This is a genomic window from Enterobacter chinensis (assembly GCF_034008295.1).
GTDB classification, from domain to species: domain Bacteria; phylum Pseudomonadota; class Gammaproteobacteria; order Enterobacterales; family Enterobacteriaceae; genus Enterobacter; species Enterobacter chinensis.
Window position 1 is genome coordinate 881,905 of sequence record NZ_JARDVI010000002.1, and the last position, 21,889, is coordinate 903,793.

19 protein-coding genes and 2 tRNA genes are annotated in these 21,889 nt (G+C 53.3%); 8 read left to right on the forward strand and 13 right to left on the reverse strand.

Going from position 1 to position 21,889, the window contains the following annotated elements; genetic code table 11:
* Nucleotides 1-18: 18 nt before the first annotated feature.
* The 3 genes from PYW49_RS09185 to PYW49_RS09195 all read right to left on the reverse strand — a co-directional run bounded on the left by PYW49_RS09185 (nucleotide 19) and on the right by PYW49_RS09195 (nucleotide 2,952).
* Entirely contained in the window at nucleotides 19-1,617 is a 1,599-nt protein-coding gene (locus tag PYW49_RS09185) for a glycosyl hydrolase family 18 protein (protein WP_320386290.1), read from the reverse strand.
* Nucleotides 1,618-1,765: 148 nt separating this feature from the next.
* Nucleotides 1,766-2,245: a hypothetical protein gene (locus PYW49_RS09190; protein WP_320386291.1), complete on the reverse strand. Its 480-nt coding sequence runs from the start codon at nucleotides 2,243-2,245 to the stop codon at nucleotides 1,766-1,768.
* Entirely contained in the window at nucleotides 2,215-2,952 is a 738-nt protein-coding gene (locus tag PYW49_RS09195; protein WP_320386292.1) for a winged helix-turn-helix domain-containing protein, read from the reverse strand. The genes PYW49_RS09190 and PYW49_RS09195 overlap by 31 nt, the downstream gene beginning before the upstream one ends.
* Before the next feature lie 555 nt (nucleotides 2,953-3,507).
* On the opposite strand from PYW49_RS09195, the gene PYW49_RS09200 reads away from it, so the two are divergent.
* From PYW49_RS09200 to PYW49_RS09210, 3 genes are all read left to right on the forward strand, one after another.
* Nucleotides 3,508-4,104 carry a response regulator transcription factor gene (locus PYW49_RS09200; protein ID WP_134348997.1) on the forward strand — a complete coding sequence of 199 codons (597 nt, stop codon included), beginning with the start codon at nucleotides 3,508-3,510 and terminating at the stop codon, nucleotides 4,102-4,104.
* A 2-nt stretch (nucleotides 4,105-4,106) separates the two neighbouring features.
* Nucleotides 4,107-7,445, forward strand: a complete 3,339-nt coding sequence (locus PYW49_RS09205) for an ATP-binding protein (RefSeq protein WP_320386293.1) — start codon at nucleotides 4,107-4,109, stop codon at nucleotides 7,443-7,445.
* An 85-nt stretch (nucleotides 7,446-7,530) separates the two neighbouring features.
* Complete coding sequence (locus PYW49_RS09210) at nucleotides 7,531-8,217, forward strand: response regulator transcription factor (protein ID WP_320386294.1); 687 nt, start codon at nucleotides 7,531-7,533, stop codon at nucleotides 8,215-8,217.
* Between the two features lie 76 nt (nucleotides 8,218-8,293).
* On the opposite strand, the gene PYW49_RS09215 is transcribed toward PYW49_RS09210, so the two are convergent.
* Nucleotides 8,294-10,240 (reverse strand): TonB-dependent copper receptor, encoded by a 1,947-nt coding sequence (locus PYW49_RS09215; RefSeq protein WP_320386295.1) that lies wholly within the window; start codon nucleotides 10,238-10,240, stop codon nucleotides 8,294-8,296.
* Between the two features lie 145 nt (nucleotides 10,241-10,385).
* On the reverse strand, nucleotides 10,386-11,300 hold the full coding sequence (locus PYW49_RS09220) for a LysR family transcriptional regulator (protein ID WP_134348993.1): 915 nt from the start codon (nucleotides 11,298-11,300) through the stop codon (nucleotides 10,386-10,388).
* A gap of 101 nt (nucleotides 11,301-11,401) precedes the next feature.
* Between PYW49_RS09220 and PYW49_RS09225 the strand changes: the two genes are divergently transcribed.
* Complete coding sequence (locus PYW49_RS09225) at nucleotides 11,402-12,334, forward strand: DMT family transporter (protein WP_320386296.1); 933 nt, start codon at nucleotides 11,402-11,404, stop codon at nucleotides 12,332-12,334.
* Nucleotides 12,335-12,371: 37 nt separating this feature from the next.
* Here PYW49_RS09225 and PYW49_RS09230 read toward each other — a convergent pair.
* Nucleotides 12,372-12,448, reverse strand: a tRNA-Asp gene (locus PYW49_RS09230).
* 132 nt (nucleotides 12,449-12,580) lie between these two features.
* Nucleotides 12,581-13,312: a DNA polymerase III subunit epsilon gene (dnaQ, locus tag PYW49_RS09235; RefSeq protein ID WP_029739690.1), complete on the reverse strand. Its 732-nt coding sequence runs from the start codon at nucleotides 13,310-13,312 to the stop codon at nucleotides 12,581-12,583.
* A gap of 64 nt (nucleotides 13,313-13,376) precedes the next feature.
* Here dnaQ and rnhA point away from each other — a divergent pair, with 64 nt between their 5' ends.
* Nucleotides 13,377-13,844 carry a ribonuclease HI gene (rnhA, locus tag PYW49_RS09240; RefSeq protein ID WP_023310485.1) on the forward strand — a complete coding sequence of 156 codons (468 nt, stop codon included), beginning with the start codon at nucleotides 13,377-13,379 and terminating at the stop codon, nucleotides 13,842-13,844.
* Here the strand turns inward: rnhA and PYW49_RS09245 are convergent.
* Nucleotides 13,841-14,560, reverse strand: a complete 720-nt coding sequence (locus tag PYW49_RS09245; protein ID WP_134348991.1) for a class I SAM-dependent methyltransferase — start codon at nucleotides 14,558-14,560, stop codon at nucleotides 13,841-13,843. The genes rnhA and PYW49_RS09245 overlap by 4 nt on opposite strands.
* A gap of 32 nt (nucleotides 14,561-14,592) precedes the next feature.
* Between PYW49_RS09245 and gloB the strand changes: the two genes are divergently transcribed.
* On the forward strand, nucleotides 14,593-15,351 hold the full coding sequence (gloB, locus tag PYW49_RS09250; RefSeq protein WP_320386297.1) for a hydroxyacylglutathione hydrolase: 759 nt from the start codon (nucleotides 14,593-14,595) through the stop codon (nucleotides 15,349-15,351).
* 68 nt (nucleotides 15,352-15,419) lie between these two features.
* The gene (gene mltD / locus PYW49_RS09255) at nucleotides 15,420-16,784 is read left to right on the forward strand and encodes a murein transglycosylase D (RefSeq protein WP_134348989.1); all 1,365 of its coding nucleotides are present in this window, start codon (nucleotides 15,420-15,422) and stop codon (nucleotides 16,782-16,784) included.
* A gap of 52 nt (nucleotides 16,785-16,836) precedes the next feature.
* Here mltD and PYW49_RS09260 read toward each other — a convergent pair whose 3' ends face one another.
* From PYW49_RS09260 to PYW49_RS09270, 3 genes are all read right to left on the reverse strand, one after another.
* The gene (locus PYW49_RS09260; protein WP_320386298.1) at nucleotides 16,837-17,610 is read right to left on the reverse strand and encodes a class I SAM-dependent methyltransferase; all 774 of its coding nucleotides are present in this window, start codon (nucleotides 17,608-17,610) and stop codon (nucleotides 16,837-16,839) included.
* 75 nt (nucleotides 17,611-17,685) lie between these two features.
* Nucleotides 17,686-18,486 (reverse strand): endonuclease/exonuclease/phosphatase family protein, encoded by an 801-nt coding sequence (locus PYW49_RS09265; protein WP_047347395.1) that lies wholly within the window; start codon nucleotides 18,484-18,486, stop codon nucleotides 17,686-17,688.
* Between the two features lie 136 nt (nucleotides 18,487-18,622).
* A complete protein-coding gene (locus PYW49_RS09270) occupies nucleotides 18,623-19,798 on the reverse strand; it encodes an MFS transporter (protein ID WP_320386299.1) in 1,176 nt (391 codons plus the stop codon).
* 104 nt (nucleotides 19,799-19,902) lie between these two features.
* Between PYW49_RS09270 and yafC the strand changes: the two genes are divergently transcribed.
* Complete coding sequence (yafC, locus tag PYW49_RS09275; protein WP_134348986.1) at nucleotides 19,903-20,808, forward strand: DNA-binding transcriptional regulator YafC; 906 nt, start codon at nucleotides 19,903-19,905, stop codon at nucleotides 20,806-20,808.
* 29 nt (nucleotides 20,809-20,837) lie between these two features.
* Here the strand turns inward: yafC and dkgB are convergent, their stop codons facing one another.
* Nucleotides 20,838-21,641, reverse strand: coding sequence for a 2,5-didehydrogluconate reductase DkgB (dkgB, locus tag PYW49_RS09280; protein WP_134348985.1), 804 nt, complete (start codon nucleotides 21,639-21,641; stop codon nucleotides 20,838-20,840).
* Nucleotides 21,642-21,802: 161 nt separating this feature from the next.
* A tRNA-Asp gene (locus PYW49_RS09285) sits at nucleotides 21,803-21,879 on the reverse strand.
* Nucleotides 21,880-21,889 lie beyond the last annotated feature (10 nt).

Below are 21,889 nucleotides of genomic sequence, written 5' to 3' on the forward strand. Positions count from 1 at the left end.
TGCTGTTTAAAAAAGAGGTTATTCAGCTACCCACAAGTTAAGGGCCCGATCCGGCGACCAATGGCTGGCACCGGTATGGCCAATCTGACAGCGGTAAACTTTGCCCTCATAGAGCACTTTATCCCCCACCGCATAGACGGTCCCCGGCGTGAACGCGATGACGTTGCCACCCTGACCGCCCTCTTCGCCAGTGCCTCCGTCACTTTCAGGCACGGTAACGGTCACCGGCTGGCTCGGGGCGGCGTAGTTACCGGCGGCGTCATAGGCAATAACCGTGTAACGGTAGGTCATCCCCGCCGTAGTTTGGCTGTCGGTAAAGCTAAGTTCACGGGTATCGCCGATCTTTTCCAGACCGCGCCAGATGTCGTAACCCGCCACGCCAGTATTATCTTCAGATGCTGGCCACCTGAGCGAAACAGCCTGTCCCGTTAGTGTCGCCTGCACGTCCTTAACTGGCGTTGGCGCCTCGGTATCCGTGTCGTCGCCCCCACCCGGCAGACTGCCATCAACAATGCTCTGATAGCGGGTCAGAAACTCATAGCCGTAATGCTGGCCGTTTTTCGTGTTGCCGTTATCCCAGTTAACCGACCAGGTCATGAGGCCTTTGATCGCTTCATTTTTCGCTTCCAGCCGCGCAAGCGCGTTGAAGACACTCTGCGCATCTTTCACATAGCCGGTGCCCGCGGCATCCGGGTTAGCAGGAAGCCCCATCACCAGCTTATTTGCCGGGATCTTCACATACCCACGCGTTCCGTTTGCCAGGCTGTCGGTGAGATAGTAAAGAAAAAGCTCTTTTTGGCGATCGCTATAGCCCGTACCCCACTCCTGTGGTAGCCACCACTCGCCCACTTCGTTCTTTTCTTCAGGCGTCATCATGTTCACGCCGTCGCCCGCCTGGTTGTAATACTGAGGGGCGATAAAGTCATACACCCCCTCAAGATTTTTCAGGTAGGCTTTGTAGTTCACATCGCGATTAGCCTGAAGATAAGGGAACTCTGGTGCCATGCTGATAATGAAATGCTTGCCCTGTTGCTGATAATGGGCGCGCACCATTTTCAGCGCAGCCGGGATCACCGTACTGTTTTCAGCGGCGGTAATGGCCGTCTGCTCCAGGTCGATATCAAGTCCATCAAAACCATACTTTTCGGTCAGGCGAATAATCTCCGCCGCGAGCGCATCAGTCTGCTTTTCTGTCAGTGCAATGTGCGCGTCAGCGCCGCCCAGTGAAATCAACACCGCGCGCCCCTGCTCGTTCAGCTCGGCCACCTGAGCGCGAAACTCATCATCGCTCACGTTGTAGGGTTTGAAAGTAGGGATCTCGCCCTGCCCATCCATGACTTTCATGAATGCGACATTGACGACGTTGTAACCTTTTGGCACTTCACGCAGCGACATATCAGAAGGCAGCCCGCCCTGATAGCCTCGCGCCTTGTCTATCTCTTCCGGGTTGATTCCCCAGTTATGCCAGTAGCCTACGAGGATTTTTTTCTGACTGATATCCGGCATCAGTGAGGCAGCATTTGTGTCAGCCGCATGGCTAAACGTGCTGACCAGCAATCCGCTCAGCGCCAGGCCAGCGGCGATCGCGCTCAGAGATATTTTTTTTTGCTTTAACATGGGAGAAATCCTGCTCCAGGTTTAATAATGAAATCCTGTCCCGCAAGATAGGATATTCATCACTCTGTAAACAGGAGAATGGCTAACTACAGCAGCAGATTTAAAACACGCCAGCCTGGATATTTCTTATAATTAACTCAGCGCGGCATTATTTATACTCACACATCGCCACCCAGTTATCATTAATTTTCATTAGCCAGCTATTTTTATTAATCGGCTTGAATAACAGATTCATATACTGATTATCCTCACTGATCAGAAAGGTCTTCTCCGGGAGCTGATCGCCAACGGCGATTTTGAGTTCTGCCACCTTACCGTTAATGACATTTCCTTTCTGGGTCACCGATTTTAACTGCAGGGCTCGGTTAAATACCCGATCCCCGGCCTCATCGGTTTTTACCCCAAATAACGTTAACCGGTGCAGCTTTGGCCACCATGTAATCACGCCATTAAACTGGTAATGCTGCAGGCTCTCATCAATAAATTTGCCATTACGAATGACGCTGCTGCAGGGTTCGATGGGCACCTTTTCACTCTCCAGATAGCCGCTGGTCAGGTACGCCAACGCGCCACCCAGCAAAACGCTGATGCAGACCATCAGTATGACGAATAGTATTCGTAACTGCATTTTCCCTCCTTAGATAACTCGCCTTCACATTGCGCAACAAACACTTTCGGGCCGTTCGACGCGATGTAAACATTATTAATGCCCTCCGGCAGTGCATGCCGCTTACGCGCCAGCGCCTGCTGATCGACACTGCGCAACGAAGAGAGATGAAATGTTACTCCGTCCAGGTAAATATTTTCCTGAAAGGCCTGGGGAGTATCCGCCGTCCATACCACCACCAGCAGCGGCAGAATAATCAATAAGCTGCACAGTGCTGCCAGCAGCAAGCTATTTTTATGCGACGTCGCCTTTATCGGCTCCGCTGGGATAGGCGGTAATGATGAGCAGTCGACGGGTAGGTTAAAAGGCTCTTTCTCTGGCGCTTCTGGCGGGCACGCAGCCTCAGGCACCTGGGTTTCACAGGGTGCCAGTACCACACCATAACGGGGAATGGTTTTAATAATTGAGCCCGGCAGGCCGGCATTTTGCAGCTTGCGGCGTAGCATTTTTATAAGCTGGTGATAGCTGGATTCGCTAACAATCATTCCCTGGTTGAGCCATATCTCTTCAAATATGGTCTCTTTTTTGCACTTGCCGCTGAGGATCAACTCCAGCAAACGGCGCTCATTAGGCGTCAGGTGAATATCACCGTGATCCGCGGTTGCCAGAGATGATTTTTCCGGTACGAACGTTACTGACGCTGAAAGAGAGATTTCTTCGCTATTCACGGGTAGGTCCTGGATATTAAAATTACAGCGTTTACATTGTTATGACGAAAACGTACTGGTATTAACACAACAGGAGCGTTCTGAATGCTGCGTTAATACATTGACAGTTACGTGTCTGTTATCTAATTCAGGCACAAATTAACAATGTATCCCTATAAATGATAGTGCCTTCGCCATTAGCGCTATATTCCATCCTGATTTTTTCGCAACCAAATCATGATTTCAGAAAGTTTATTCTGAGAAACACCTGAGCAACACCTGATAACCAACCTGAACAATAAGAAATCCCTTGCTGCACCTGAGAAATATCACCCTGAATGCCGCTATTTCGCGATAAATAACAAGCCACTCAGGCGCTCAGAGAAAAATCTATTCTTTAGTCTATGAAAATTTCGCCACTTTGACTTTCGGTTTTCATTCAGGATCGGCTGACGTCACGCCTTACCGCTATACAGTCCACCACTTTTTAGCTACTCTTTTTTCACTTCACTCTGCTAGCGCCATTCGCTAAGACGTGCTGTGAAGGCCTGTTTTTTCCTTACCGGACCGGATGTCATGCAAAAAACCGTTCTGATTGCCGACGACCACCCAGTCTATTTGTTGGGCTTGCGCACATTGCTGCAAACACGCCCGGATCTTTATCGGATTGTCCACGAAGCGCTCAGTTCTGATGAGCTCATGGATAAACTGGCATGCGAACCCGTTGATATCATCATCACCGACCTGAGTATGCCCGGCACGCGTAACCCGGACGGATTGACCATGATCCGCGCGCTGATTCGCCATTATCCGCAAAGCATGATTGTGGTCGTCACGATGATCACCAATCCTGAGCTTCTGGACTCGCTGCGTCGCAGCGGGGTACATGCCGTTCTTAACAAAGCCAGCTTGTCCAACAATCTGCTACACACGCTGCGTAGCACCCTGCGGGGACAGGTCGAACCGTTAAAACCTCAGGCGCAGTTGACCGAACGGGAAACGGAAGTGCTGCGTCTGTTGGTACGCGGGTTCACCGTTAACGAGATCAGCGCGCAGCTTAATCGCACGAAGCAGACCATCAGCACGCAAAAAAAGAGTGCCATGAGCAAACTTAACGCCAGAAATGATTTTGAGTTGCTCCAGTGCGCGCAAAGCCTGGGGCTGGTTAGCTGAGCATGCGCAGAGGGTGGCTGGCAACATTACTGTTTATCCTCACGCTGATAAGCGGACATGCGGCGGCTGGTGCGCTGCGCGTTGGCCTGCAGAGCGCCGCGCCGCCTTTTCTCGTCATCGATCGGCCGCCGGGGATTCTGGATGATGAGCTCAGCATACTGTTTAGCAATACGACGCTGCCGAACGTCCAGCGTTTTAGCACCACAGCGTCGGCGCTGGACGCGCTGAACCAGCATCGCATCGATGTATTAATTGCCGCCAAACGTCCTGCCGCCGGCCTGGTGTCCAGCGAGCCCATGCTCACTTTCCCCCTGGCGTCGCTGAGCATAAAAGAGGGCCGCGGCGGTACGTTGTGCTTTCCGGAATTACCCTCAGAGGTGACTTCCCGCTGCGCTGTTGCGGGTTCCGCGTCACCGGGTGAAAACGTCAGGCAACTGGTGGCAGGGAAGGCGCGGGAATTCATCGCCCCGGAATTTATTCTGCGCAACTGGCTGACCCACTCCCCCGCCACCACGCTGACGCTGACGCGGCTGGACGATACGCCACCGCTACATTTTCGCGCCTGGGCGCTGCCTGAGCAGGCCAGCACGCTGGAAATATTCAACGAGCGCATTCACGCCGTTAACCCGGAGGACGCCGAATGGCTGGAACAAAAGTGGCTGTTGCCGGATGGCAGCGTCTTTGACGCACGCCACTCGCCTGTTCAGGAAGATGCCCCGAAAATAGCGCTGCATGTTCTGCTTCCCGCCATTTCACCGCCCCTGGTGACGCTCGCGTCTGACGGGCATATTCAGGGCGTATGGCGCGATCTGTTGCTAAACCTCTTTCCACCCAGCCTGTTTAACCTGACCTTCAGCCTTGACGCGCCCCCGCTTCGGTATGCGCATGACACATTGCGCATTGTCGCCAGCGCAACGCCGCCTTCCATGAATGCCATCACGTTTGACTCGCTGAGCTGGGCCCTGCTCAGTCACGACATAAGCCCGCTTTCTGGCGCACTATCCGCATTACAGCATAAGCGGATTGCCGTTATGCGCATCTCGCCTCTCGTCACGTTACTGCGTCAGGCGTTACCGGCAGATAACCTGGTGCTGGTTGATTCACTTGATCAAGGGTTTGAATTACTGAAAGCTGGAGGGGCCGATGGGCTCGCGGGTGATGCCTTTATCCTTCATCACCTGTTGCGCCAGCGTAACGCCAGCAACCTGTCGCTAACGCCGCTGGCGTTGCCGGAAGTGCCGCTATGGTTTGTGCCGAATATCTCTGACCCGAGGGACGCCAGAAGGGTCAATGCCGTCCTGGCGTCCGTGACGCAGGCGGATATTTACGCGAGCCTTAACCTGTCGCTGGCCGAACAGACCCCCACCTCTGCCCCGGTGCGATCGCTATGGCTGGTGATGCTCGCCGTGGTGGCGATTTGCGCAGCGTTAATCGCGCTGCTGACCTTTAGCGCCGCGCAGAGCCAGCGTCGCCTGCGCGAGCGGGACACGGCAGAATTGCACAACGCACTCTCCCTGTGGCAAACCCTGATGAACAATGTCCCGGTGCCGTTGTTTGTCTGCGATCCGGCCGGGCGACTAACCCGTTATAACGACACCTTTATTCACTCCCCCTTACTCGCGACATTGCCCGAAGAGGGATCGCCCTTTTCCCAATTGCCGCTGGGCGAACTTGCCCAACGCTTTACATTGCCGCATCGCCTCTTGTTGCTTCATACCGCGACACCGTTAACGGGTGAAACCATCACCGAGGATAATACGACCCTCTACTGGTGGCTGTGTCGCTATACCGATACCCGGGGGCGGCCTCAGGGCGTTGTCGGGGGATGGGTTGATATCACTGAAAAAGCCGCGCTGACCGCTGCGCTCAATCAGGCGCTTGCGCAGGCTGAGCAAGCCAGCATCGAAAAATCGAATTTTCTCGCCCGCATGAGCCATGACATTCGCACGCCACTCAACGCCATGCTGGGCCTGCTGGAAATGGAGCGCGATAAAAGCGAATCACTGAACATCGCCTGGCAGGCAGCAGGTTCGCTGCGCGACGTAATTGGCGGTGTGTTAGATCTGTCGCGCATTGAAGCAGGTGAATTAAGGCTGGAGCCAGACGCCTGGCCCCTGTGGCAGACGCTCAATGCCAGCGTGGAGATTTTTGCGAGCAGCGCAAAAGCTAAAGGTCTGCACTGGCGCAGCGAGCTGAACGTGCCGCACGACGGGTGGTTCCTGTTCGATAAAGCGCGGCTGAATCAGATCATCGCCAACCTGGTGGGTAACGCCATTAAATATACGCCGCAGGGCGAAATTGATTTCCACGCCCGGATCCATGGCGAAAATTTGCAGCTCGTGATCCGCGACACAGGCATTGGGATCCCGGACGATGCCCTGCCACATCTTGGTCAGCCATGGTTCCAGACGGACAGCAGCACACCGCAAAGCAGCGGGCTGGGCCTGGCGATCTGCTATCAGCTCGTTGAGTTAATGGGAGGGGCGTTAGCTATCACCAGCGAAGCGGGGAAAGGTACGCAGGCGACGGTGAGCATACCGCTGCAGGCCACACGCGCTGTTGCGATTGCCGATGAGACGCCTGCCTTAACGCCGCTCCCGCGGCACCGCGTCATGATTGTCGACGATTTTCCGGCTAACCTGACGGTGTTATCGCTTCAGTTACAGAAGCTGGGTCAGGAGGTTATCTCTTGTGCAAACGCAAGCGAGGCGCTTACCCACCTGGAAAACGAGCCGGTTGATGTTCTGATAACCGACTGCCAGATGAGCGTCATGGACGGCTATCAGCTTACCTCGCTAATACTGCTGCGCGATATTGCCGGCAGCATCACTGCGCCGCCTGTTATCCTCGGCTACACCGCCAGCGCGCTGCAGGGGGAGGACGATCGGGCAAAACATGCAGGGATGGACGCGCTATTGCGAAAACCGCTTTCCCTTAATGCCCTGCATCAGGCGCTGGCGCATCATCATGGGCAGCACAATCAGGTGCCCGATCTCAGCGAGCTACGGCGTCTGGCCAATGGGCAACCAGAGATCATGGTCCTGATGCGCCAGCAAATGCGCGATGCCATTACCCTTGATATCCGACAGTTACAGGAAAATACCCCGTCCCCGCAAATGCTCAGCCAGGTCGCCCATCGTCTGAAGGCCTCCTGGAGTCTCTTTGCCATGCACAATGCCACCCGTAGCTGTCAGGCCATTGAAATACTGCCGGAAATGCTGGCGGTAGGCGTTATCCCCCCTGACGCCTTGCCCAGCCTGACATCGCGTTTCTGCGCGCGAATGGAAGCGAATCTGCAGCAGCTCGACGCCGCACTGAAGGAATTATCTGACAAGTACTAAAGAATGCTCTGTATAGGATCTGTATCTTTCTGGTCATCCGGCGACGTTATTCCCTGCCGTCGTCCATATTTTCGAAGGAGAAACCATGAAAATTCGTATCGCTATCGCCGATGAGCACACCATTATTCGTCGTGGCGTCTTATCCATGATCACCAATTTGCCGTCTCTTTCCAGCGATGGTTCTCCCCGCCCGGAATTTTGCATCCAGGGCGATACGGCTTCGCCGTCAGAACTGCTGTCGCTACTGTCCCAACATCCTGTCGATATTCTGTTTCTTGGCTTTTCGCTGGCCACCAGCCAAACCGTTAATCCGCTCAACGGAATGGACGGCGTATTGCTGATTAAATGGCTCAGCCGTAAATATCCGCAGCTTAAAATTGTTGTGCTTTCGCCTTATAAAAATACGCAACTTATCCGTATGTCGCTGGAGGCAGGAGCCAAAGCCTATATAAGTCGGGATACCTGTGAAAAAACCCTGAGCAGGACGCTGACGTCGGTGATAAATGGCGAAGTTTATATAGAGCGCGAACTGATGCACTCGCTGTTTCAGACTGGCGCGCAAACGGATCAAGAGCTCTCTCCCCGCGAAATTGATGTGTTACGTATGCTCTGCAAAGGGATGAGTTTGACAGAGATCGCCAGACAGTTGCACTTGAGTAATAAAACCGTCAGTGCCCATAAGCTGCGGGCGATGGAAAAACTGGGGGTAAACAGCGACTGTCAACTCTATTGCCTGCTTTCCAAAACACAAATGTTCGATATTGCTATCTGAAAAAAAAACCGCCTGTAAACAGGCGGTAGAGGCAAAGGGGTGCCTCAACGGTCGCTCTCAGCAATTACATGTAAGGTCAGAAATGGTATGTCATGGCCAGCCACCAGGTACGCCCCGGTTCGGGGATTTGCTGATTTGTGGCATATCCGAACTGGCTGGCGCCCGCCAGATTGAGGTGCTCGCTGTAGTATTTATTGAACAGATTCTCGATACCCACTCGGGACTCAAAGTGGTCGTTAAAGATGTAGCCAGCGCTCCACGACAGCACGCCAAATCCCGCGCTCGGACCGAGATCTTGTCCGGTAACGTTGCCTTTGTTTTGTGCCACGCGATGCTGCGGCGCAACCACGCGCCACAGTAATCCGGTGCGCCATTTTTGCCCGGTATAGTCCAGCGCCAGGCGTCCTTCCAGCGGTGGCATCTGCGGGAGAGGTTGTTTATCGGTGCGGTTCTCCCCCCAGGCGTAGCTCAGGCTTCCCGTCAGTGCCCAGGTTGGCGTCAGATTCCAGTTTGCGCCTGTCTCCGCGCCCATTACGGCCGCATCGATATTGCTGGCCTGTGACGGCGTTCGGCTGTAATCAAACAAAATATAATCGGCAGTCCGCCCGACGTAGGCCGATGCCCAGGCGCTGACCTTATCGCCGTGCATTTGCACGCCGGTATCCCATTGCAGGGTCTTTTCCGTTTTCAACTGACGGAAGCTTTGCTGTCCGGCCTTCCCGGAAAAAAGCTCCCAGTAGTCAGGAAAACGCTCGGTATAGCCTACGCCGCTGTAAAACGTCAGGGGGACATCCGGCATGCGATACTCGTAGCGGGTAAACATGCCCGGCAGAACGCTATGCCGCGTGGCATTCTGCGCGCCTCGCCGATCGTCCGCCTGTACGCTATCTATTCTCGCACCCACGACGACCGTATCGTCCGCGGTGACAGACTGACGCCATTCGCTAAACAAACCGGCCTGGGTAAAACGAGCATCGTCACGCCACGCTCCGGCGCTTTTTTTGCGGTGGTTTTTGCGCATGACGTCTGCTCCAGCGGTGACTGAGGTGCTCTCATCCTCCCACACGCCGGTAAGGCGACTGCCCATGACCACACCGCCGACTTCGGATTTACGCTTTGCGCCAACCGGCTGGCGCAGGCTGTAGTTATCCATGATGTGGTCAGTATCATTGGCATATAGTTGCCAGCTAAGTTTGCTGAAACGCTCGCTCAGATGGTACTTCTCCAGCTTTAGCGCCGCGCTTTTACGGGCAAAGCGGCTACCGTCCATCATCCGCCCGGCGTAACGGGCTTTGCCGTCGCTGGCCCCCACACTAAGCTCTGCCAGAGTGTCGTCATCAGGCGTCAGTCCCACCGTGACGCCACTATTCCATTTACGCCACAGCCCCGGCACGCGGTTGCCGTAACCATCCCGGTAGTCATCCGCGACCGAATGATTACCGTCAAGACGGACATAGCCGTGCGGGTTACCAAACGCGAGATTAAGGTTCTGATCCGCTCTTCCGTTCGCGCCCTGCAGCAACTCAGCGCTGCCTTTCAGCTCGGGTGCGTTGTAATAGTCCGGCTGGCGTTCAAAAAGCAGCGTACCCGCGGATCCCATAGGGCCCCAGAGCACGCTTTGTGGGCCTTTAATGACGGTAATCGTGTCGTAACTTTGTGGCGTGATATAGGCCGTTGGGGTATCCATGCGCGAGCCGCAGCCACCTTGTGTACTGACGCCATCCGTAAGCAGCATCAGGCGGGAGCCGAACATCCCGCGCAACACCGGATCGCCGTTGCTTCCGCCGCTGCGCAGCACGGAAAAACCCGGTATGGTTTTTAGCGCGTCCGCGCCATCGCTGGCGGGCAACTGTTGCGCAGGGGAATGGGCCGGGGCAATTAATGACACGGGATCGCTATAATGACCCTCAACGGTGATCGACTCTTCAGCGTATACCGGTAAAGCGGCCGCGCAGCAGAAAGCTAACAACAATGGACGGGAGGTTATCAGGGAGCGAGTACCGCTCTCGGTGATACCAGACATAACACAATTCCGTTTCGATAAAGACAGATAAGCAAGGCGCTTATTGTCATCCCCCCCTGCAACGGAATACACGACCTGCGGGCAAGAATGCCTTCATGGAAATCAGGAAATATCTGGCAGACAACGGAAATCTCAGGGGCGTGTTTCAGTACTGTTCGCCCAGCCGCGCCGTTTGCTGTCGTAAAAAATCCATCAACCGCAAAGAGGCCGGAGAGAGCGGTTGCCCGGCGTTTTTAACGATGCCCACGTCCATATAGGTAATGCAGTCGTCGATGGTTCGCCGGATCACACGCTGACCATTAAGCGCCCACGGGCGATAGACGAGATCGGATAAAATCGTCACACCCTTTCCCTGTGCGACCAGACTTCGAATTGCCTCAAAGGAGTTGGTGCGAAAATGGATGTCAGGATGGCAGCCCCGGCTTTGCCAGTAGTCTGTTATCACATCGGGATAGTCATCCGTCACCAGCAGCAAAAACGGTACCTTTTCCACCTCCTTTAGCCGTAGCTCAGGCCCGCTAAGGAGAGGATGGCCGATGGAGGTCCATAGCCTGCGCGGCGAGCGGATCCAGGTTTCGATCTCAAGCGTACTGTCGTGGCTGATATTAGAGGTCAGCAGAAGACAAAAATCGAGCGTTCCCTGGCGCAAGGCCTGAAGCAGTTGCGATGCCGGTGCCTCGTGAAATACCGTCTCCAGCAGCGGAAAACGCTGCGCCATATCCCCCCAGAGATCCGGTAACAGATAAGCGGAAAGGGTTTCGGCAATACCAATACGCACGACGCCGTTAATCGCCTCAGGCTGCTGATGGAGATCCTCCACCGCTGCGCGGCTATCGTGGAGGATCTTGCGGGCATGATTCAAAAATCGCTCGCCGACGGGCGTTAACTGAATCCCCTTTGCATGGCGAATAAAGAGGGGGGCATTGACCGCATCTTCCAGATTACGCATGGAAACCGTCATGGAGGATTGCGAAATATGACAACGGCTGGCCGCTTTGGAAATTTGTAATGTTTCCGCTAACGCAATGTAGAACTCAAGTTGCCTGAGAGTAAACTTCATAGTTTCAGCCAATACCGTGGAATGAAAATATTATATTAGCATTTAATTCCGCCCCGGCAGTACTCTTGACACAGACAAAATGCGTATTATCAGGAGTTTCTATGCCTTATTTTTTACTCAGTCTCGCAGCCTGTTTTTGGGGCGGCAATTATGTCGTTGGTCATTTACTGGTGGCACATGCAGACCCGATTATATTATCCGCCGCACGCTGGATATTCACGGCTCTGCTCTTATCTGCGCTTTATATTAAGCAGATCCGTGCCCAGTGGCCGATGATGAAAAAGGCTGGCGGCACAATTATATTTCTTGCGCTGTGCGGGCAGGTTCTGTTCCCCCTCACGCTGTATATCGGCCTGCAATATACCTCATCACTTAACGCGGCTATTTATTTATCCACAACACCCGCACTGGTATTATTGATTAATAAACTCATCTTTAAAGAGAAAATATCAACACAGAATATTGCAGGGGTGGTGCTCAGCTCATTAGGTGTCGTCTGGCTGGTGATGCAGGGCGACCTTCTGCACCTGGATACGCTTAAGAATTTGAATCGAGGCGATATCTGGACCATGGGCTCTGCCGCCAGCTGGGCTGTTTATTGTGCCTTCTTGCGGATGAAACCCCGTAACGTTGGCGGAAATGCGTTTGTCGCGGTGAGCGCAATCTTTGGCGCACTGGTTCTGTTACCAGTCCTGGCGATATCGCTGATGAAAACTGGTTTGCCTGACTGGGCAGCCTATACAACGCCCGGTTTTTTAAGTGGTTTGCTCTATCTGGTGGTGTTTCCTTCCTGGCTCTCTTATCTGCTGTGGAATAAAGGCATTGCGGTTATCGGTGCAACCCGAGGGGAGATTTATTCACATCTCATTCCACTGAGCGGGGGCTTATTCAGCGTGATGTTCCTGCACGTTACGTTACATTCGTATCATCTGGTCAGCACGGTATTGATTCTGTGTGGCATTGCGCTCTGTTCACGCGCCACGCAAAGAAAAGTCGTAAAAGACGAACGCGCAGAGGGAAAAGTACAGATATGAAAAAGGCCCACGTTATAAATAACGTGGGCCTGAATAGTGGCGGAACGGACGGGACTCGAACCCGCGACCCCCTGCGTGACAGGCAGGTATTCTAACCGACTGAACTACCGCTCCACTGTTCCCGCTTGGGGAACGAGGCGCATATTACGGTGTGCCTCCGATCTCGTCAACGCTTTTTCTCACGTTTTGAATCGTTTGCTGCAAAAATCGCCCAAACGATGATTTTACAGGCATTCCGGTGTTTTTTCAGGCGCGCCACATACAGCTTCCGCCCTTCTTCTGCACCAGATCCAGCCGTGACTCGTGGTTAAGAAGCTCTTCATCACTGGCTAAAACGACCCGCAGCCGGCTGGCCTGACGGACAACACGCTGAATGCCCGCTTCGCCCTGCGTCTGCTGAGATTCATTTTCCATACTGAACTTCATTGACGTCTGCCCGCCGGTCATCGTCAGATAGACATCAGCCAGGATTTGGGCATCGAGCAACGCCCCGTGTAGCGTTCGCTTGGTATTGTCTATCTCGTAGCGCGAACAGAGTGCATCAAGGCTGTTACGCTTGCCGGGGAACATTTTCCTCGCCAGCGCCAGGCTGTCTGTCACCTTACAGAAGGTGTTTGTCTTCGGGATATCACGATTAAGCTTGCTGAATTCATAATCCATAAAGCCGATATCGAACGAGGCATTGTGGATGACGAGCTCGGCGCCCTTGATGTATTCCAGGAACTCGTCAGCGACATCCGCAAAAGTCGGCTTATCCAGCAAGAACTCATCGGCAATACCGTGAACGCCGAACGCTTCTGGATCCACCAGCCGATCGGGTTTGAGGTAGACGTGGAAGTTGTTCCCCGTAAGACGACGGTTCACCACTTCAACGGCACCGATCTCAATGATCTTATGCCCTTCGTAGTGCGCGCCGATCTGGTTCATACCGGTGGTTTCGGTATCGAGGACAATCTGGCGAGTAATTGCAGTGCTCATAGCGGTCATTTATGTCAGACTTATCGTTTAACTGAACGTTTCGAATACAGGAAGTCTACCAGAGATGCGTAAACAGGTAGAAATTTTCACCGATGGATCTTGTCTCGGTAACCCAGGTCCCGGCGGCTACGGTGCGATTATGCGCTATCGCCAGCACGAAAAAACCTTTAGCGAAGGCTATTTTCTGACCACCAACAACCGCATGGAGTTGATGGCGGCCATTGTGGCGCTGGAAGCGTTAAAAGAACATTGTGACGTGGTGTTAAGCACAGACAGCCAGTACGTGCGTCAGGGGATCACCCAGTGGATCCACAACTGGAAAAAACGCGGCTGGAAGACCGCCGATAAGAAACCGGTCAAGAATGTCGATCTCTGGAAACGACTTGATGCTGCCCTGGGACAACACCAGATTAAGTGGGAGTGGGTAAAAGGCCACGCTGGCCATCCGGAAAATGAACGCTGCGACGAACTCGCGCGCGCTGCGGCATCTAATCCCGCTCATGAAGATGCGGGCTATCAGCCCGACGCCTAATCGGTTTTTTTGTATTGCCGCGTGGCACCCACGGTCTGGCGGATGGGCGTTTTCGACTTGCTCTGCTTCATGGGATTAAGCGTGAGCGGAATGGTTCGCTTACGCGCAACGACAAACTGCAAACAGCCCAATGCGGGCAGATGGGTGCTCAGTACGACGCCCCCCTGCCGCGCCCAGGGCAGCACCTGAAAGCCCCCGTAGCAGAGCACTTCGAAGTTCAGGAGTGACAGCCAGTCGAGCTGACGCATCATGGTGAACATCCGGCTGTTGTAAGGCGGAGTTCGGCGCAGCACCGGTACCAGCTTACGCAGACCCATAAGGCTCAGCGGATTGAATCCGCTAAGTACCAGCCAGCCGTCATCAATCAGCACGCGATCGGCTTCCCGAAGCAGACGGTGCGGATCGCTGCACCAGGGTAACGTGTGAGCGAGCAAACACGCGTCAACGGATTTTTCCGCAAACGGCAGATGTAAAGGGTCTGCTTTCACCTGAACCGGCGATCCACCGAGAGAGACATTGACCTGATGCGAGATAGCGCAGCTTTCGGTATTGATTTCCGCGCTGAGATTGCCAATCTTAAGCAGGTGAAAGCCATACATTTTCGCGAGCCAGGGCTTCAGCTGCTGTTCTAGCGCCTCGCGATAGTATTCACCCCAGGGCAATTCCGCCCAACGTTCCGGTGCTGCGACAGTCTGAGGTATCCTTGCCGGTTTCATCAACACACCCGCCACGCTATAAGAGGTAATGTATGAATCTTATCAGTATTCCTGCTTTTGAGGACAATTACATCTGGGTTTTGGTTGACGACGATCGTCGATGCGTCATTGTCGACCCCGGAGAGTCCGCCCCCGTTTTGCATGCCATTAAGGAAAATGGCTGGCAGCCTGAAGCCATTCTGTTGACCCACCATCATCACGATCACACTGGCGGTGTGACCGATCTGCGCGCCCACTTTCCGCATCTTGTGGTTTACGGACCAGCTGAGACACAAGATAAAGGAACAACACAAGTAGTCGAAGACGGTGAAAATATCCTCATACGCGAGTGGGAGTTTTCCGTATTTGCTACACCGGGTCACACTTCAGGACATCTGTGTTTCTACAGTAAACCTTATCTTTTTTGCGGCGACACGCTTTTCTCCGGAGGCTGCGGAAGACTGTTTGAAGGCACACCTTCTCAAATGTACCAGTCTTTACAGAAGATTACCGCACTACCCGATGAGACTCTCATTTGTTGCGCTCATGAATATACATTAGGAAATATGAAGTTTGCCGTGAACATCTTACCTGAGGATCGGGCGATTCAGGATTATTATCACAAAGTGAAGGAGTTACGTGCAAAAAACCAAAAAACACTACCCGTAATTCTGAAAAATGAGCGCCAAATTAATTTATTTTTACGAACAGATGATATTGATTTAATTAGTAAAATTAACCAAGAAACAAAGTTGCAACAACCAGAGCAGCGATTTGCATGGTTGAGGTCAAAGAAAGATAACTTCAGATAATTGCGGGTTGCCTTTTCAAAATTTCGCCGTTATTATCGCTCGTCTTTTAAGCAACTATTGACACACACATGAAGGCAAAAGCGATATTACTCGCCTCTGTCCTGCTTGTAGGTTGCCAGTCGCAGAACGGCAGCAACGTACAACAGCACGCACAGAGCCTTTCTGCAGCTGGTCAAGGGGAAGCAGGGAAGTTTACAAGTCAGGCGCGATGGTTGGACGATGGGACATCTTTCGCGCAGGAACAAGACTTGTGGGCCTCTATTGGCGACGAGCTAAAGATGGGAATTCCGGAAAATACCCGGATTCGCGAACAGAAACAAAAGTATTTAAGAAATAAGAGCTATCTCCACGATGTAACGTTACGGGCAGAGCCGTATATGTACTGGATAGCCGGGCAAGTTAAGAAACGTAACATGCCTATGGAGCTGGTACTCCTACCCATAGTGGAGAGCGCTTTTGACCCACACGCGACGTCTGGCGCCAATGCCGCAGGCATTTGGCAGATCATTCCGAGCACCGGGCGAAACTATGGTCTGAAACAGACCCGCAACTATGATGCGCGTCGCGATGTTGTCGCTTCAACGACAGCCGCTCTCGACATGATGCAACGTCTGAACAAGATGTTTGACGGCGACTGGCTGTTAACGGTCGCAGCGTACAATAGCGGCGAAGGTCGTGTACTGAAGGCAATGAAAGCGAATAAAGCACGGGGTAAATCCACCGATTTTTGGTCGCTCTCACTGCCACAGGAAACAAAGATTTACGTACCGAAAATGCTGGCATTGAGCGATATTCTCAAGAACAGCAAGCGTTACGGCGTACAACTGCCAACACCAGACGAAAGTCGTGCACTGGCGCGTGTCCGCCTCAGCAATCCGGTTGATATTCAACAGGTCGCTGATATGACGGGTATGTCGGTAAGTAAATTGAAAACCTTTAATGCTGGCGTTAAAGGCTCAACCCTGGGGGCAAGTGGCCCACAGTATGTAATGGTTCCGCAGAAACATGCCGAGCAGTTACGTGAGTCTTTAGCTTCTGGTGAAATCGCCGCCGTTCAGTCAACGCTGATCGCGGATGCATCATCAGTTAACAGCCGCAGTTATAAGGTTCGTTCAGGTGACACGCTTTCGGGCATTGCATCACGTCTTGGCGTGACGGCAAACGATCTGCAGCAGTGGAATAATCTGCGCAGTTCAGGCCTGAAAGTCGGTCAAACGCTGACGGTGGGTGCAGGTAGCAGCGCACAGCGTCTCGCCAGCAACAGCGATAGCATTACCTATCGCGTGCGCAAGGGCGATTCACTGTCCAGTATCGCAAAACGACACGGCGTGAACATCAAAGATGTGATGCGCTGGAACAATGATACTGACAATCTGAAACCAGGCGACCAGCTGACGTTGTTTGTGAAGAACAGCGCTACGCCAGATTCCTGATAACACGATCGAAAGATTAAAAGGCACCGATTCCCCTCGGTGCCTTTTTTATTTATCCCGCTTTTTGCGCTTCAGCCATGATGGTATCGCTGGTAAATGAGCCATCGTCCTGCAGTTCAAAGTACGCCTTCACCTCAGCGGACGCACTCTCCTGATACAGCCTGATTGCCTGGCTTAATGCTTCCGGGGTGCGCATACGCGCGATCCACGAGCTGAACTCCAGCGGTAAGCGGTCAGTAATCAACGCGCGCGCAATCAGTCCTGCGTCAGTCATAAATGAAAACCACTCTCCGCTGGAGTAGTTTTGCACATGCGAGGTGTCGCGCAGCGCTTCCACCGTCTGCAGCCAGATATTGCGCACCGGATGCCCGGGCGACATCACATCCATCATGATGAAGATGCCACCCGGCTTCAGGACGCGTTTGACCTCACGTAATGCCTGGCCGACATCATGCCAGTGGTGCGCTGAATAGCGGCTGATCACCACCTCAAACGACGCATCATCAAAAGGTAAGGATTCGGCATAGCCCTGGCGCGTATCAATGTTCTCCAGCCCTTTCGCTTTGGCCGCTTCAGCAACCACCTCCAGCATCTGGCTGGATAAGTCATACGCGGTGACCTGCGCCACCTGCTGCGCAGCCGTAAAACTGGCATGCCCGGCGCCACAGCCTAAATCCAGCACGTGCGCCTGCGGGAATGCGGCCAGGCGTTCACCGAGACGGACCAGATCGCGGCCGGAAGCGTGCACGGCGCTGCTCAGATAAGCATTTGCCTGAGAACCAAACTGTTTTTCTACGTTGTCGTGATGGGAGTGTGTTGTTGTCATCGTACTGTCCTTTGTGAGTGAAAAATAAAGGGCAGCACCCGCGCAGGCCTGCCCCACGGCAGACCTGACACACCATTATTTATCAGGTTTGCCGGGACTGAATTCAACTAGTAGAGGATTGTGATCGGAGGCGCGCGTCACCAGAACAGAAGCGTCGTGCACGCTCAAACCACGATAGAAGACAAAATCGAGAGGCCGACCAAAGGCTTTTTTGCGCTGGTCATCGTTAAAACGAACTTCACGCAGCGACATTTCGCGCGCAAAGCGGTACAGCGCATTCATGCGCGGACGACTCCAGGCATTGAAATCGCCGGCCATAATGATGGGCCCGCTGTGATGCGCAATCTGATCGCCAATGGGAAGTAACTGCTTACTATACACATCCACGCCCAGGCTGAAATTTACCGCGTGGATATTCACGACCATCAGCATTCGGGTATCCGGCAGCGGGTAGACCGTCACCAGCGCCGACTTCGCCAGACGCAGGATAGGCTCGCGTTCGCGCAGCGGACAGCAATAGACGGGATGTGCCGCAGAAAGCGTCATTACTCCAGAGGGATGTTGCGGCAGAACAAATGCAGGCACCTGATCGGCGGCAAGATAGTTGGTGGTCGCAAACCGCACCAGCTCAGGGGTGGTTTGCGCCTCCTGGAGCAGAACCAGGTGGGCATCTTTTCCAAAATTCTTGAGTACCGATAACCACTCCGCACGCTGCTGCTTAAAGATATTCCACACCAGCACGCGGATTTTTTCATCGCTGCTTAACGGAGTGCCGGCGGGTAATGCCTGGCTTATGCTCGCAAACGACCCCGGAGGCAAGATCCTCTCCGCGGGCATTCCGGCAACATAACGCATGGCATAGGTATTTTTTCGCACTTTTGGAAACAGCCTCTGTAACATGAACCAGCCCGGAAAACGGACTGGTTCTAATGTTATAGGGACTTTAGGTCACACTTTCAACGCAATTTCTGAGAAACCGCTTTCCAGTTTTGTAAGCAAGCACTTACTGATGTTATCCCAGCGCGACACTAGCAGGTTTATCAAGACGTCCACTCAGGCCAATCAGCAGGAAGGCCACCAGGACGATCACCGCACCAATCCACGGTGTCTGGGTTAATCCAACATGCGCTACGGTTTGCCCGCCTATGATGGAGCCCAGCGCAATGCCAATATTAAATGCGGCAATGTTCAGGCCCGATGCCACATCCACCGCATTTGGCGTATAGAGCTCGGCTTTCTGGACAACGTAAACCTGAAGCCCGGGCACATTGCCAAAGGCAAAGATCCCCATGACCAGCACCGTGACCAGCGCGGCGTAGTGTATCGAAGCCGTGAACTGGAAAATCATCAGCAGAACAACCAGGGCGGCGAAAATGAACTTCAGCGCCGGTACCGCACCGTGCTTATCTGCAAGCTTGCCGCCCCAGATATTACCAATGGCAACGGAAATACCATATCCCAGCAAAATCCAGCTCACTGCGTTGGGAGAGAAGCCTGCCAGGTCCTGCATCATCGGTGCCAGGAAAGTGAAGGCGGTGAATACCCCACCATAGCCCAGTGCCGTAACCGCGTAGATGATCAGCAAACGCGGATGCGTGAGCACCTTCAGCTGATCGCGCAGGCTGGCACTCGCCCGGCCAGGAATATTCGAGGGGACGAGTAGCAGGCTGGACACCAGGGCGATGGCCCCCAGTAAGGAGACGGCCAGGAACGTTTCACGCCAGCCGAAATGCTGACCTATAAACGTTCCCAACGGTACGCCCGTGACGAGTGCAACGGTCAACCCACCAAACATGATCGCAATGGCTGAAGCTGCTTTCTCTTTGGGTACCAGGCTGGTTGCAATAGTGGAACCAATTGAGAAGAACACACCGTGTGCAAGGCCGGTCAACAGTCGGGCAATCACCAGGGTGGTGTAATCCGGCGCCTGCCAGGCCAGAATGTTGCCCGCAGTGAACAGCACCATCAGCGCGACTAACAGCTGCTTACGTGGAAAACGTCCGGTCAGGGCCGTCAGTACGGGTGCACCGACGGCGACGCCCAGGGCGTAGATAGACACCAACAGCCCGGCTGAGGGCAACGAGATGGCAAGCTGATTAGCAATGGTGGGAACCAGTCCCACGATAACAAATTCGGTCGTGCCAATTGCAAAGGCACTGATCGTCAGGGCAAGTAGCGCCAGTGGCATAAAATACTCCGTATCATCAGGATTAAGATGACAGGCAGTATGCGCCAGTGCTTAAATAACAAAAATGGTCAAAATATCAATTGAATTTTGCAGGTGGTGCAACAATGAAAGCAACGTCGGAAGAGCTGACAATCTTTGTCGCCGTCGTCGAAAGCGGCAGTTTTAGCCGTGCGGCCGAACAGCTGGGGCAGGCTAACTCAGCCATTAGCCGCTCGGTAAAAAAACTGGAGATGAAGCTTGGGGTGAGTCTGCTCAACCGAACGACGCGGCAGCTGAGCCTGACAGAAGAAGGAGAGCGTTATTTCCGCCGTGTGCAGTCGATATTGCAGGAGATGGCCGCAGCGGAGACGGAGATTATGGAGACCCGCAGCACGCCACGTGGATTGCTGCGCGTTGATGCGGCCACGCCGGTTGTGCTTCACTTCCTGATGCCGCTGATCAAACCTTTCCGCGAACGTTATCCGGAGATGACGCTCTCGCTGGTCTCCTCAGAGACGTTTATCAACCTCATCGAACGAAAAGTGGATGTTGCTATCCGGGCGGGAACCCTGACAGATTCAAGCTTGCGTGCCCGCCCTCTTTTTGCCAGCTATCGCAAAATCATCGCTTCACCAGACTATATTGCTGAACATGGTAAACCAGAGACGGTTGAAGAGTTAAAGCAGCATCTATGTCTGGGCTTTACGGAGCCGGTGTCGCTAAACACCTGGCCTGTCGCCTGTCATGATGGTCAGTTGCATGAAATCACCTGCGGGTTATCGTCTAATAGCGGGGAAACGCTAAAACAGCTGTGCCTTACCGGGAATGGCATCGCCTGTTTGTCGGATTACATGATTGATAAAGAAATTGCGCGCGGTGAGCTTGTGGAGTTAATGGCCGATAAGCGTCTACCGGTAGAGATGCCTTTTAGCGCGGTGTATTACAGTGACAGAGCGGTAAGCACGCGCATCCGTGCCTTTATTGATTTCCTGAGTGAACATATAAAAACAGCTCCCGGAGGAGCTGTATGAGGGTTTAGGTTACAGAGGGTGGATCAAGCTTAATCCCAGTGAGGGGCTAAACCTTCCGGGCTTACCAGGCGATCGTTGCATTCCAGGGCTGCGATCGCTTTTTTATCGTCCGCATCCAGCTGAAGATCCGTTGCTAACAGGTTGCTGGCCAGGTTTTCACGTTTAGTTGAAGATGGGATCACGGCATAACCTTCACCCATTGCCCATGCCAGAATGACCTGCGCGGCAGTCGCGCTATGCTTCTCAGCGATACGCATAATCACTTCATCTTTCAGCGCTTTACCGTAGGCCAGCGTCATGTATGAGGTGATGTGGATACCGTGCTGTTTTGCCCAGTCCACGACTTTGCGGTTTTGCAGGTAAGGAGACAGTTCAATCTGGTTGGTCGCAATATTTTCTGCACCTACAGCGGCAATGGCTTTTTCCATCAGCGGAATGGTGAAGTTGGAGATACCAATTTCGCGGGTTAAGCCCTGAGCTTTCGCTTCCAGAAGTGCCTGCATGAACTCTTCCACAGAAACGGCATCGTTCGGTGATGGCCAGTGAATCAGCGTCAGATCCACGTAGTCTGTGCGCAATTTCTTCAGGCTCTCTTTCAGGCTCGGGATCAGCTTGTCTTTGCTGAGGTTTTCAATCCAGATTTTCGTGGTGATGAACAGCTCATTACGTGGCACACCACTCTCTTCAAGAGCCTGTCCAACGGCAGCTTCATTTTCATAGATCTGTGCCGTATCAACTGCGCGATAACCCAGTTCAAGTGCGGTTTTAACCGATGCGATAACAACGTCGTCTTTCAGGCGGAAAGTGCCCAGACCAAATGCAGGGAGAGTCATATAATCCTCGTTATTCATAATGTTTGCTAACTGAGGAGAATTATCGCTGTAGCGGTTATGAAGAAAAAGATCGTAAAACGCAGAGGATTTTTGCTGATTTAGCAATAATGAGGCAACAGATAAGAAAAAGCCCTGAGCGTTAACTCAGGGCTTTTAATAAGTGGCGGAACGGACGGGACTCGAACCCGCGACCCCCTGCGTGACAGGCAGGTATTCTAACCGACTGAACTACCGCTCCACCGAAGACT

Coding starts and splice junctions, on each gene's coding strand:
- PYW49_RS09185 (WP_320386290.1), bottom strand. CDS start 1,617: ATGTTAAAGCAAAAAAAAATATCTCTGAGCGCGATCGCCGCTGGCCTG.
- PYW49_RS09190 (WP_320386291.1), bottom strand. CDS start 2,245: ATGCAGTTACGAATACTATTCGTCATACTGATGGTCTGCATCAGCGTT.
- PYW49_RS09200 (WP_134348997.1), top strand. CDS start 3,508: ATGCAAAAAACCGTTCTGATTGCCGACGACCACCCAGTCTATTTGTTG.
- PYW49_RS09205 (WP_320386293.1), top strand. CDS start 4,107: ATGCGCAGAGGGTGGCTGGCAACATTACTGTTTATCCTCACGCTGATA.
- PYW49_RS09210 (WP_320386294.1), top strand. CDS start 7,531: ATGAAAATTCGTATCGCTATCGCCGATGAGCACACCATTATTCGTCGT.
- PYW49_RS09215 (WP_320386295.1), bottom strand. CDS start 10,240: ATGTCTGGTATCACCGAGAGCGGTACTCGCTCCCTGATAACCTCCCGT.
- PYW49_RS09220 (WP_134348993.1), bottom strand. CDS start 11,300: ATGAAGTTTACTCTCAGGCAACTTGAGTTCTACATTGCGTTAGCGGAA.
- PYW49_RS09225 (WP_320386296.1), top strand. CDS start 11,402: ATGCCTTATTTTTTACTCAGTCTCGCAGCCTGTTTTTGGGGCGGCAAT.
- dnaQ (WP_029739690.1), bottom strand. CDS start 13,312: ATGAGCACTGCAATTACTCGCCAGATTGTCCTCGATACCGAAACCACC.
- rnhA (WP_023310485.1), top strand. CDS start 13,377: ATGCGTAAACAGGTAGAAATTTTCACCGATGGATCTTGTCTCGGTAAC.
- PYW49_RS09245 (WP_134348991.1), bottom strand. CDS start 14,560: ATGAAACCGGCAAGGATACCTCAGACTGTCGCAGCACCGGAACGTTGG.
- gloB (WP_320386297.1), top strand. CDS start 14,593: ATGAATCTTATCAGTATTCCTGCTTTTGAGGACAATTACATCTGGGTT.
- mltD (WP_134348989.1), top strand. CDS start 15,420: ATGAAGGCAAAAGCGATATTACTCGCCTCTGTCCTGCTTGTAGGTTGC.
- PYW49_RS09260 (WP_320386298.1), bottom strand. CDS start 17,610: ATGACAACAACACACTCCCATCACGACAACGTAGAAAAACAGTTTGGT.
- PYW49_RS09270 (WP_320386299.1), bottom strand. CDS start 19,798: ATGCCACTGGCGCTACTTGCCCTGACGATCAGTGCCTTTGCAATTGGC.
- yafC (WP_134348986.1), top strand. CDS start 19,903: ATGAAAGCAACGTCGGAAGAGCTGACAATCTTTGTCGCCGTCGTCGAA.
- dkgB (WP_134348985.1), bottom strand. CDS start 21,641: ATGACTCTCCCTGCATTTGGTCTGGGCACTTTCCGCCTGAAAGACGAC.